Annotated in this window: 11 protein-coding genes; 6 read left to right on the top strand and 5 right to left on the bottom strand. The window is 59.3% G+C overall.

Translation table 11 applies throughout. The annotated features are described in order from the left end of the window. Positions 1 to 120: 120 nt before the first annotated feature. Complete coding sequence (locus tag HUU46_04170; protein NUM52820.1) at positions 121 to 999, top strand: alpha/beta hydrolase; 879 nt, start codon at positions 121 to 123, stop codon at positions 997 to 999. Positions 1,000 to 1,709: 710 nt separating this feature from the next. Here HUU46_04170 and HUU46_04175 read toward each other — a convergent pair. Further along, on the bottom strand, positions 1,710 to 2,195 hold the full coding sequence (locus HUU46_04175) for a 3D domain-containing protein (GenBank protein ID NUM52821.1): 486 nt from the start codon (positions 2,193 to 2,195) through the stop codon (positions 1,710 to 1,712). Positions 2,196 to 2,490: 295 nt separating this feature from the next. Between HUU46_04175 and HUU46_04180 the strand changes: the two genes are divergently transcribed. The 5 genes from HUU46_04180 to HUU46_04200 all read left to right on the top strand — a co-directional run bounded on the left by HUU46_04180 (position 2,491) and on the right by HUU46_04200 (position 7,425). Continuing rightward, the gene (locus tag HUU46_04180) at positions 2,491 to 3,132 is read left to right on the top strand and encodes a sigma-70 family RNA polymerase sigma factor (protein NUM52822.1); all 642 of its coding nucleotides are present in this window, start codon (positions 2,491 to 2,493) and stop codon (positions 3,130 to 3,132) included. A gap of 4 nt (positions 3,133 to 3,136) precedes the next feature. Beyond that, the gene (locus HUU46_04185) at positions 3,137 to 3,586 is read left to right on the top strand and encodes a hypothetical protein (protein NUM52823.1); all 450 of its coding nucleotides are present in this window, start codon (positions 3,137 to 3,139) and stop codon (positions 3,584 to 3,586) included. Next, on the top strand, positions 3,580 to 4,179 hold the full coding sequence (locus HUU46_04190; protein ID NUM52824.1) for a hypothetical protein: 600 nt from the start codon (positions 3,580 to 3,582) through the stop codon (positions 4,177 to 4,179). The genes HUU46_04185 and HUU46_04190 overlap by 7 nt, the downstream gene beginning before the upstream one ends. Positions 4,180 to 4,431: 252 nt before the next feature. Then, on the top strand, positions 4,432 to 5,919 hold the full coding sequence (locus tag HUU46_04195; protein ID NUM52825.1) for a VWA domain-containing protein: 1,488 nt from the start codon (positions 4,432 to 4,434) through the stop codon (positions 5,917 to 5,919). Positions 5,920 to 5,991: 72 nt separating this feature from the next. Further along, positions 5,992 to 7,425 (top strand): sulfatase, encoded by a 1,434-nt coding sequence (locus HUU46_04200; GenBank protein NUM52826.1) that lies wholly within the window; start codon positions 5,992 to 5,994, stop codon positions 7,423 to 7,425. Here the strand turns inward: HUU46_04200 and HUU46_04205 are convergent, their stop codons facing one another. The 4 genes from HUU46_04205 to HUU46_04220 form a co-directional block, all read right to left on the bottom strand. After that, positions 7,426 to 8,409, bottom strand: a complete 984-nt coding sequence (locus tag HUU46_04205; protein NUM52827.1) for an endonuclease/exonuclease/phosphatase family protein — start codon at positions 8,407 to 8,409, stop codon at positions 7,426 to 7,428. It lies immediately after the preceding gene. Between the two features lie 10 nt (positions 8,410 to 8,419). Beyond that, the gene (locus HUU46_04210) at positions 8,420 to 10,654 is read right to left on the bottom strand and encodes a regulator (GenBank protein NUM52828.1); all 2,235 of its coding nucleotides are present in this window, start codon (positions 10,652 to 10,654) and stop codon (positions 8,420 to 8,422) included. A 543-nt stretch (positions 10,655 to 11,197) separates the two neighbouring features. Further along, entirely contained in the window at positions 11,198 to 11,608 is a 411-nt protein-coding gene (locus HUU46_04215; GenBank protein ID NUM52829.1) for a hypothetical protein, read from the bottom strand. Positions 11,609 to 11,748: 140 nt separating this feature from the next. Beyond that, positions 11,749 to 12,102: a hypothetical protein gene (locus tag HUU46_04220; GenBank protein NUM52830.1), complete on the bottom strand. Its 354-nt coding sequence runs from the start codon at positions 12,100 to 12,102 to the stop codon at positions 11,749 to 11,751. Positions 12,103 to 12,312: the final 210 nt, after the last annotated feature.

Consider the following 12,312-nt stretch of genomic DNA (forward strand, 5'->3'; position numbering starts at 1 on the left):
CCACCGAAACGCAGGTGGGTAATTACTTTACTTGGCACGTCGTTGTTTTCAGTCGCGATTTATCAAGTCGTTTGGGCTGGTCGACAGGAAGACGTGTCGTGGTCAAACGGCGATGTCCGTTTGAGCGGAACGCTTCTCTTGCCCAAAGGTGAAGGCCCATTCCCTGCGTTTATACTTCTCCATGGATCAGGGCCGGAAACGCGAAGCGCGTTTACCGCCAAGCGGTACGTCCGCCGTTTTGTGGCCCACGGCATTAGCGTACTTCACTACGATAAACGCGGGGCCGGAAAATCGTCCGGTGACTGGATGGCCTCGGACTACTACGATCTGGCGCGCGATGCAGCCGCCGGCATCGCATTGCTTGCGCGCCGTGACGACATAGATTCACAGGCAATAGGTATCATCGGGTTCAGCGAAGGTGGCTGGACCGGCCCGCTCGCGGCGACTCTCTCGGAACACGCAGCGCTGCTCATAACGGTTTCCGGTCCTCCGATGTCCCCGCGAGAACAGGGCGCATTTGAACTTGAAGTCGAACTGCGAGGGAGGGGGGCGTCGCCGGATGCTATATCCGAAGCAGTCGCGTTGTACCACAAGCGCTGGAATGTCCTGAAATCGGACGAGGGATGGGATGAGTTAGATCAGGCGATCGCCGCCGCGCGGACGACGTCATGGTATGAACTTGCCGGGCGACCTGAAAGGCTCGACCCGGCCAATCGTCGATCGCAATGGTACGCGCGCGTCATGGATTATGACCCTGTACCTGCGCTGAAAAGTCTCGAGATTCCAGCGCTAATGCTCTACGGCGCCGCGGACCCTGTCGTGGATGCCAAGCGCTCGTCGAATGTCATACGCGAACTTGTCGACACGGAAAAAAAGAGCTTTACTGTTCACATCTACCCGAATGTAGGGCACAATCTCACCACCAATGGGTTTTCTTTTCCAAGCGATCATTGGGATCGAATCTTCTCATGGATCGCCGGGCAAAGCCCGAAACAATAGCGTCCCGATTGTTCCGCGTACCCGTGCGCATGATGCGTGCTAAAGTAACGCCGCCGAACGGGAGACCGGGCAATGCATATTTCTGGCTGGAGGGTGACGGGGATTGTCGCAATTTGCCTGCTCTGCATGTGTGTCTGGGTCATTCTAGCAAATGGGTTCAATGAACCCTCGGTTGGCCTACTTATCCGCGATACGGCGCGCGTTTCGGTGACCCTGTTCACACTGGCGTTTACAGCTTCCAGCCTGCACCTACTCGCTGGCCGCCCATGGACCGGCTGGCTGCTGCACAACCGGCGATACATCGGGGTTTCCTTCGCAGTGGCCCACGGCGCCCACTTGCTGGCAATCGTCACTCTGTTTAGCGCATTTCCAAGGGTTACTGATCAGTACCCCGGCGGCGGAACATTGGTTGGCGGGGGAATTGCGTACGGATTCATTGCTCTGATGGCCCTAACGTCCTTAGATCGAACTGCGGCACTAATCGGCCCAAAAACATGGCGTGTGCTCCACACAACCGGGTCTTACTACATCTGGCTCCTCTTCGCCCTCAGTTATGTCCCCCGAGCCGTGGACGAGCCGTGGTACATCCCCTTTGGATTGCTTATCGTTGCAGCCCCCTTGATTCGATTCTTCGGATGGAGAGAGGCCCGCCTAAAGCGCCAGGCGGCGCCAGCGGCGACCGCATAGAACGCATATGTTCTTTTATGGTGTTATCGCCGCATAGCCGTCTCGGTCCCCACAAGCCACACGTACACCTCCCGCTGAACGCGGCCCCAGTTCAAGGCCTCTTTGTGGCTCTTGAAGAACACGTCAATGTGGTCGCCCTTGATGGCCCCGCCCCGGTCCTGTACGGTCCCATAGCCGTACCCGGGCACGTACATCTGGGTACCGAAGGGGTACTTGGATGTGTCGGCGGCAATTGTCCCCGCCCTTGCCTTGACCCCACTCGCCGTTACCCCGACCTTCTTGGGGTAGCCCGCCGTCGTCACCGCCTTACCCCGCCAGTTCCGGTGCCACCCGCAGCATTTCTTGCACGGACAGTACGCCGTAACTTCCATCGGCTTGACGAAGTCAGCGGCCGGCATCTGCGCGGACCGTGTCGTCGCGCAGCCCAGCGGCATCGACACTAACGCAACGCCCGCCAGGATCCGTACAGGAATTCCGACGAACCGGGTACTTTTGGCAGGCGAGTTCATATGTAATCTATAGTTTACTTTTGCGGTTGGGTTGGCGATTGTAATCAGTTGACGAATTGAATATTCAATCTCTTCAAAGAGTTCCATAAACCTCTCTTGAAGCGACGTTAACGACATCCTGGTCACCCAGTACGCTGCTCGATAGTCAATAGTTTACCCCTCGTCTCGCAAATTCGCAATCCCTTTTTCCTTGCCCCCCACCCAAATCTATGCTAAACATTCCACCGCACTATCATCAGATTAAATACAAAGGCAATGGCGTCGTCTAAAAGGGTAAGTAGAGGAGTCTATCTCCATGAGCGCAGCCTTGGACCTCGCTGTATGCTACGAGGACTTGACCGGCCAACCCACGATGGAACCGGCTAAGGGACAAGACGTTACGGATGTGGACGCCCGCCTGGTCGCGCAGGCGCAGACGGGCGATTTCGCGGCGTTCGAGGAATTGGTTCGGACGTACCGCAATGACGTCTACGGGCTGGCCTACCACTTCCTCCGAAACCGAGAGGAGGCGTGGGACATCTCCCAAGAGGTCTTCATCAAGACCCACCGTTCCCTGGCGCGCTTCCGGGGCGACTCGAGCTTCAAGACCTGGCTCATGCGAATCACCGCGAACCAGTGCAAGGATTATTTGAAGAAGCGACGGCTCGATGCCGTCCCATTCAATGACGCGATAGAAACGCACGACGCGCCATCGGTCGTGCCCGGTCCGGACGCCTCGGTCGAGGCGAAGGAATTGGGCGCCGCGATAACGAAGGCGCTCGAGGCGCTGCCGTTCAAGCACCGTACGGCGTTTGTGCTGCGTGAGTTCGACGGGCTGTCGTACGAGGAAATGGCGCACGTGATGAACTGCAACATCGGCACCGTGATGAGCCGGCTGCACCACGCGCGCAGGAAATTGCAGGCGAGCTTAAAGCGAATGGGCTTCGCGAGAGGATAGGCACATGAACACGAACGAAAAGAAATTCGCCGAGTACTTCGACGGGCAACTCCCGGAAGGCGCGGCTGCGCCGGCCTCTCCGGAGTCCAACGCGTATCTCGCCGATCTGCAGTATCTTCGCGATGGTGCGCGCGCCGTCTCGGCGGCGCCGCAGATTTCCGACGCGCAGTTCGCGTCGTTCATGAATGGAATTCGCGAAGGCATCGAGACGCCGGCGCGCGGGCACTGGCTTTGGGCGAAGGTTTCGCTCGTCGCCGCCGCGCTTGTGGTGGCGATGGGACTGTTTGTAATCTTGGAGTCGAAAAACGTCGTGCAGCCGCCGCCCATAAACGCGGACGGGATTGAGGTTGAGTCTGTCAATACCGAGATTCGCGACGTGCATGTCGAATCGAAAACGTCGGATGACGGCAACGCCGTCGTGTGGATGACCCCGAGTCAGGTGGAAGTGTGGTAACCAAGGTTGGCGCAATAGTCATACTTGTCGCGCTCGCTGCCGCGGGCGGCCAGCCCGATACACAGAAAGTCACCGTCTCCGTCTTGGCCGTCCAGGCCACGAACGAGGGCCGCGCCGCGCGGGACAACGCGCCGCCCGCGGAAAACAAGCCGAAACGGTCGGACACGAATTCGCTGCTTCGCCAGGGGTTCGCGCCGGGCCTGCGCAACGCTCCGAAACCGAAGCACGCGAACAACGGCGACGCACGCTACTTTGAACCCGGCCTCGACGGCATCCGCGATGCGGTCGCCTCGCTGAACTTCGACACATACAAGAAGGTCAAGTCTGAAACAGCCACTGCGGCCTTTGGCAGCGAAACGGCCATGCGGATTACCGACCGCTACACGCTTCGCATGACGCCGCTCGACAAAGACAGTCATGGCCGGCTGCGCGTGCGCGTCGCCGTCGACGAAATAAGCCTTCGCAACGGCGATAGTAAGACCATGACCGCGGTCGAAACCACCTCCGCCATCGCGCCAAACAAGTATCTCGTCATTGGCGGCCGCCTTCCCCTTGACGAAGGCCAGCTCGTCATCCTCGTCAGCGCGCAGTAGAGGCCCGGCGAGACACCATTCCGCGAAGCTTCGCGAAACTTTGTTGGGGCGAGAAGTATTCTTGCGTGTAGCAGTGTGTCGAGCCGACTGCGCAACCGCGAGGGTTAGGTCATGTCGAAGCACGAGTGGCTGGCGCTGGTATCAATTGCCTTGCTGATGTATGGATGTTCAACCGCGAAGTACGCGAAGTCCGAACCATCCCCGGTGAACGCGCCCTCATACAGTGCCAGCCGCGATCCCAGTCGAGTAGAAATGAACAGCCCGGTAGCGCCCGCGCCACCACCTGCGCCCGCGCGCATGAAGACGGTGTATCCAGTTTCACAGGAATCGTACGAGCGCATCGAGGAAAGCGGCTTTCAGCCCGCGGATACGCGGCCGTTGTCCACGTTCGCCGTCGACGTTGACCGGGCGTCATACGCGAACGTGCGCCGGTTCCTGACCGGCGGCGCGCTGCCTCCAATCGATGCTGTGCGCGTCGAGGAGTTGATCAACTACTTCACGTATGCGTTGCCACCGATCACCGGCGAGGACCCCATTGCCGCATATGTCGAAGTGTCTGAGTGTCCGTGGCAGTCGCGCCATCGCCTTGCCCTGGTGGCCCTCCATGCGCGCGATGTCGACATGCGCGAACGCAAACCCGCAAACATCGTCTTCCTTCTCGATTGTTCCGGCTCGATGGCTGACGTGGACAAGTTGCCGCTGCTCAAGGAGGCTATGAAGCTGCTTGTGCGCAATCTTGACGCGCGCGACAGTGTCGCCGTCGTGACATACAAGGACGAAGCCCGCAGGCACCTGCGGTCGACGCGCTGTGACGACAAGGGCGGCATTCTCGCGGCAATCGACGAACTCGAAGCCGGAGGGTCCACCAACGGCGCGGACGGCTTGCGCATGGCCTATGACGAAGCGCGGCGTCATTTCGACGCAGATGAACTCAACCGCGTCATTCTTGCAACCGACGGCGACTTTAACGTCGGCACGACGGATCGCGGCGATCTCGTTGAATTGATTCAGCGCGAAGCGAAGAGCGGCGTATTCTTGACGGTGCTGGGAATGGGCACGGGCAACCTGAAGGACAGTAACCTCGAAGCTATTGCCGACAAAGGAAACGGCATCTACGCGTACATCGACTCGTTCAACGAAGCACATCGCGTGCTGGTTTCCCAAATGAGCGGGGCCCTAGTTACGTTGGCGAAGGACGTGAAGATTCAGGTCGAGTTCAATCCCGCGAAGGTCGTGGCATACCGGCTGATTGGATACGAGAACCGCGCGCTGGCCGCGCGGGACTTCAACGACGATAGGAAAGACGCGGGCGAAATGGGCCCCGGCCAGAGTGTCATCGCACTGTACGAAATCGTGCCGGCGGGTGAGAAGGCGCCAGAGGGCAGCATCGACGCGCTGAAGTATCAAACCGTTTCGGAGGGTGGGCCGACGCTGTCGCGGCGCACGTCGAATGAACTGATGACGGTGAAGTGGCGGTTCAAGCATCCGGATGGCGAGGAAAGCGTGAAACGCGAAATCGCCGTGGTTGATGGAGGAACGAAGCTGGATCGTGCCACGAATGAGTTCAAATTCGCTTCCGCGGTTGCGGGGTTTGGCATGCTCTTGCGCAATTCGCAGCATATTGACGGGTATTCGTTCCGTGACGTGGAGCGCCTTGGCCGGCAGGGGCAAGGTACGGATAGCGACGGGTACCGCGGCGAATTCATCGCGCTGGTAGCAAAGGCCGATGGCTTGCGGTAGGCGTACCCAAGGTTGCCATACAATTCGCGCCCCTTCATAATCGGCGATGTCAATTCGACATGAGGGGGCGCCATGAACGGAACTTCCGGGCGGACCACGCGGCGCGCATTTATCGGAACGAGCGCGCTCCTATTGGGTGCGGCGGCACGACGCCGCCGCGATAAGGACGAAGAGAAACGCCCCACCGATACGCCGCGGCGCCCCAACTTCGTCGTCATCTTCACGGACGACCAGGGGTATGCCGACGTCGGCTGCTACGGTGCCGTGCGCATCAAGACGCCGCGCATCGACCAAATGGCGGCCGAAGGCATGCGGTTCACGGACTTCTACGCGCAGCCGGTCTGTACGCCGTCACGCGCGGCGTTGCTGACCGGCTGTTACCCGCAGCGCGTCGGTCTCGCATTGACCCCGCGCGGCGAGAACGGCGAAAACACGGGTATCGTCCTGTTTCCCGATTCCAAGTGCGGGATTCACAAGGACGAAATCACGCTCGCCGAACTGCTGAAGCAAGCGGGCTATGCAACGGCGTGCATCGGGAAATGGCATCTGGGCCATTTGCCGCCGTTCCTTCCCACGCGCCACGGGTTCGACTACTACTACGGTATTCCATACAGCAACGATATGGTCCCGACACCGCTGATGCGCAATGAAAACGTCATCGAGGAGCCGGCGGTCCAGGAGACGCTGACGGAACGCTATACAGAAGAGGCCGTAGAATTCATTCATGCGAACAAAGACAAGCCGTTCTTCTTGTACGTGCCGCACAACATGCCGCACGTGCCGCTGCACACATCGGAAAGATGGCGCGGAAAGTCGGCAGGCGGACTCTACGGCGATGTAATAGAGTGCATCGATTGGGGCGTTGGCCGAATCCTCGATGCGCTGAAAGAGGCGGGCGTGGACGACAACACGCTCGTCGTGTTCACGACGGACAACGGCCCTTGGTTGCCGCGCGGGGAAGACGGGGGATATGCCACGCCATTGCGCAATGGTAAAGGGACCACGTACGAGGGCGGCGTTCGCGTGCCGTGCATCGCGCGGTGGCCGAAGAGAATACCGGCGGGATCGGTGTGCCGCGAGATGGCGGCGAACTTCGATCTCTACGCGACATTTGCCAACCTTGCGGGCGTGGAGCTTCCGAAGGACCGTATTGTGGACAGCAAGGACATCTGGCCATTGCTTTCGGGACAGCAGGGAGCTACAACGCCGCACGAGCAACTCTATTACTACCACGGCGCAAACTTATGCGGCGTGCGAAGCGGAGCGTGGAAGCTGCACCTCGATGTAGCTCCGGTGCAAGGCCCGGCGCCAAAGGACGACGCGCCGGCGCGCGAGAACCTCTATGATCTCTCCATCGATATCGGTGAACAGAAGGACGTCGCAAAACACCACCCCGACATCGTCGAACGGTTAAGGGGCTTGATGGAACAGGCGCGCCAAGATCTGGGCGATCTGCGTACTGGCGTCACGGGCAAGAACATTAGGCCATGCGGAACGGCGTCGTAATTATGGACTTGTCAAGGCCAAGTCTACGATAAGTGCGCGGTGATCGCTTCCCATCTCCGGGCCAACGCGGCACGCTGTTACGGTAAGTTCGCCCCGAAACAGAACGTGGTCGATCGGCACGAGCCGTTTCATTCCAGACGAGTAGGTGGGCAATACGCCAAATCCGTTGCGCGCGTTTGACAGCGCGGCTTTACGAAGCAGGTCGCCGAACGACGGCGTCCACATCGTTGCGTTCAGATCGCCGACGATGATTGATGTTCCATTCAACGCGAAAATCCGCGCGCCGATATCGGCCAGTTGCTTGTCACGCAGAGCGGCCCATTCGGCACTGAAGGGTGGAACCGTATGCGTGAGGAGGATACTTACCTTCCTTTTGTGAAGTTCCAAGTCTGCGATGAGGGTGGGATAGACGCCATGCGTGACCCACTGGCGGTCCCCGTTCGTCAAGGACGTCCTGCTCAAAAGCGCAATTCCCAACATATTCTCGCCCACACAGTGCGCCCAATATGGATAAGTTTTGCGAAGCCGCTCCAATTCTTGCAGTCGCGAGGGGGTCACTTCCTGAAGTGCGAGTATGTCCGGGTTCTCCTGCTCGATGACCTCGTATACGCGCCGCGGGTTTCCGCTGTCCCACTGCAGGTTTGCGGACATGATGCGAAACGTGGAATCGCCTGCCCGGGCCTGTGGCATCGATACGTAATAGGGCAACACGAGGAAGGCATGGTAGACGGTAAGCACACCGGCCATTGCGATTAGAGCGCGCTTACGGCGGACGATAACCAGGAGCAGTACCACCACGCTCGCCGGAAAATAGACCAGCTCGAAACTCGCCGCGTTATCCACCATCCAGTGCAAGCGCGCGAAAAGGAGTCCAACGGTGAACGCGGCCATACCTACGGCGGCGAGCGCGACGGATGCGTCGAACAAACGGAGGAGCATGCGCCCAAGGCGATACCAAAAAATTCTCAGTTGCGTATTGCCCATACAGAAGACGCTACTTCTTTGGCTGGCCAATGTATCCGTGGTAGCGCCCGAACCAGTACGGCATCAGCCAGCCCGCGCCGCTTTGTTCGTTGTCGCCGTTCGAGCCGTTCACAGCCATCCAGGGATTCTTGTCCCACCGCATCACGGCACGCTCGCTGGGCGGCAGCATGCGGTCTGTTTGCAGCGGTTCGATTTCGGGGGCGCGCACGAGCGTGACGTCTTCCCGCGTCGAGTTGTCTACACGCCAGTCTATGAGGTCGAGCGGCGCGTCGCGCAAGTATTCGACGGCATCCTCTGGATTGAACTCTTTGCCGCCGTATGCGCCATAGACAAAGTTGAAATATGGGCTCTCGTCTCTTGATAGGCCCTTGTACCACCAGTCGAAACTCTCGCGGTAGATGGAAAGCAGCGCCGGGTCGTTTTCGCATGACAGCAGCGCGGGATAAGCGAACGACAGCAGTTCGTCGTCAATGTGCGTGCGCTCGGAGGGGTGATATGTCTTTGCGTGGCGGGCGAGTTCCGCGTACCCGTCATCCTTGATTAATTTCTCGTAGTGTTCCTGATACTTCTTGTCACCGGTGATGAAATAGGAGGTCTTGAGGAACATGAGCAGTTCCGTGGCGTTGATGCCGCGTTCCGCGCGCCAATCGGGATCGCCGAGCAGTTTATCCGGCGACCACACGCCCCAACGCGTATGCGTGCCGTCGATGTCATTCAGGTTGTATCCGCCTTCGATGATGTAGTCCATGATACGCCGCGTGAGGTTGCGGACAAGCTCCTTCTCGCTTTCCTCGTCCATCAGGGTGTAGTAGGCGAAGAACCCGTTGAAATGGCCGATGATTTCGTCCGAACTGGTGTCACCTTTCCATAGCCATTTGCCGTCGGCGGACGGACGCCAGCGTTTTTCGACGGGTTTCCAGCGGGGATCGTTTACGCGCGACTCCGCGCGGCGCTCCGGCGAGACCGTTTCGTTGCCGTCGTGCATCTTGTCCCAATCGGATGGGACGATGGTGCGCGCGATGAACCCGCTGGTCCCCGTGACGGATTGCAGAAACTCGATGAGTTCGAATGCTTTCTTGGCGTGTTCCTTCGCTGCGGCGTCTTTGGTTACGGCGTAACGGTACAACTCCTGGATCATGTAGTACGCCGTGTAGGAGCCGTCGTTGTCGTCGTCTTCCGGCGCGAAGGTGGTCACGTCGCCCGGCGTACGCAGTTTGCAGCGTTCTACGATCCACGGCGCGCGCACGTGCCGCTTGTGTTGGATATCGAGAAAGTGCGCCGCCTTCTCTTCGAGCGTCATCGTCTTCCGCTTGATGGCGCTGACGCCGGCCTTCGTTGCGATCCATGCGTTGCCGTCCCGGTCAAACGCGATGTCGCGCACCTCGTCGTCCAACAGCCATCGCCGCGAATGGCGCAGGGACCACTGTTTCGTTGATTCATCCAAACGAGCTACGCCCAGCGCAGTACCCACCCAAATGCGTCCATCCGGCCCGATCGCAACACAACGGACATCGTAATTGGGAAGTCCTTCGGCGGGCGTGTAGCCTGCGGTGCGGGCCCCATTGGTCAGGACTGTGAGCCCGCCTAGGCACCCGGCCCAGACGCGCCCGTCGTTGCCGAGGGCGACCCCGCGCACCGCGCCAGAGACCAGTTCGTCCGGTTGCTTGTAGTAGAGGTGATCACCTTTATCCGATTTGTTGTATAGACCTAAGCCTGTTGCCATCCAGAGACCGCTGTCCGCGCGGTACGCGATTTCGCTAACCGAGCGCGGCCACTTGGTCGCATCCTTGTGCCAGGCCCCGCCGGAGAAACGCCAAAGGTTCTCTGGCCCCGCCGCAAGGATGCTGTCTGGGGTTTCGCACACTGCGCTGATGGGTTCGGAGATGAAATCGATCTTAGATCCGCCACCGTTGTCGAACACATAAAGACCGTCCCATGCGCCTACCCACGATGCGCCATTGGAGTCGCAGAACACATTGAATGCCGGACCCTTGCCCGCGCTCGGTGGCGTGGACCAGACTCCAGATTCGAGCACGCGCACGCCATCGCGCGTTGCCGCCCAAACGCCCCCAAGCTTGTCAACATCGATGGCGCGCACGTCGTTCTCGCCTTCGGAGGCGAGCGGAAATGCTTCGTGGTATTCTTGAATGAAGGGAGTATCCTCGATGGGCAGGGATTCCGCGAAACTGCTGCTTGCGATCAATGTGGTCGAAATGAGCGTGGCAAAGAATCGAGATACGGACATCAGCGATGCTCCCTTTGAAGGTTTTGAATCGGTACATAGCAGTCGCGTACGAATCCAGGGCCGGCTGTGTCGAGACGAGGAATGGCGGCGATGCCTCGCCGCACTCCAAGGCGCTGGCCGCAATCGCGGATTCGCGCGAAACGCTTTGGCGGTAACGCAATACCGCTTTGACTTGACGTAGCCCCAGACACCGGATTCGAGCGCGACGGCCCTGCGAATCGGTGTCGGCGACGCGAATCGACACTGTAGTCAGTATCGCGCGCAGATTCAAAGGCATGCAGATGGTGATTGGTAGTCACGGCGAGCGTATGCTGCGATGGATTTCCTGGGCGATCGTGTCAATTCCGATCGCAGTGGGTGGATACGTCAGCATGCGAACCGGCGAATGGGAACTTGTCACTCTTATGCTGGCGGGCTTCATAGCTGCCTGCGCGATGTGTGCTCTTGTGGCCTCGCTCATAATGTCTCCGCTGGCCGTGTTGCGCATCTTGTTCGTGCGCCGACGGGTCAAGTGACTACGTGGTGTTCGGATTGCGCGCTGAGTCAGACGCCTTCCTGCTGTAGAAAAATTCCCTTGTCCACCTGAGAGAAAAAGGTCTGGTAGAACTTCGCGTCGGTGATGGGATTTGCCTGCATGGTCGCGCCCGTGGCGTCGAGTACGCGCTGTTGGAAGTTCACACGGACCCGGCATTGCTTCTTGCCGAACTCGCTGATATTCGTCGTGCAGTCGAGCACGATGCTCTTTGATAGCGCGGCTTCTTTCTTTTTTGCTTCCTTAATCTCTTTCTTCGTGTGCTCGATGTTGGTCCATTTGCTGGCCGTGAGCAAGCCGATCGCGGGGTCCGCAGTGTTCACGATGAAGCCCATATCTTGCAGGGTGTTCAGCACCGCTTTCAGGACCAGCTTGGCGTCGGCGGTGTCATACTCGCGCGTCTGAAAACTTCGCATCTCCATTTGAGACGGCTGCGGCGGGGGCGGGGAATCGGAGAGGCAGCCGGGCGACAGTATTGTGAGAAAAGAAAGTGCGGCTGCGGGAAGTGTGGCTCGGACGGAGCCTCGCCCTGCCCGATTCCCTTGTCGGAAGAGCGGCATTCTCAGAACGTGCTCGTGTGGTAGGAGAACGATTCGACTTTGTCGTTGGCGTCGAACCGGATGATGACGGTGAGGGTCTTTTGGGTTGTGGCAGAGGAACCTTTTGATCCGCTCCGGTTCGCGCCGACATTGCCGAGCAGCAGCACGTCGCCGGGAACGCCCGCGCCGCTGACGCTACCTCCGACATTCGAGTTGCTGTTCTTGTACGACGCCTCGGTGGCTATCTTGTCGTACACCCACGTTTCGCCCGGGGTGTCACCACCCTTGCGGACCATGTTAGGCGATCCCAACGCCGCGAGCACGTCGGTGGACGGCATGCCCACGCGGATTTCCTTTTGCACGACGCCGACGGTCATGTTGCGCTCGTGATCGGAATGCAGACTGCGGCCCGCGCAGTCTTGGAACAGGACGGTCACCGCGAGGACGGTAACGGCTGTGATTTTACGCATGTACTGCACAATTCCTATCGGCTCGCGCGTACGATCCAAATGACCCCAATAATCGGCACCAACATGATCAGCCACCACTTATTCTCGCTAAACCACACGTAGATGTCCGCGATGGTT

It is taken from the genome of Candidatus Hydrogenedentota bacterium (assembly GCA_013359265.1).
GTDB lineage: Bacteria > Hydrogenedentota > Hydrogenedentia > Hydrogenedentales > SLHB01 > JABWCD01.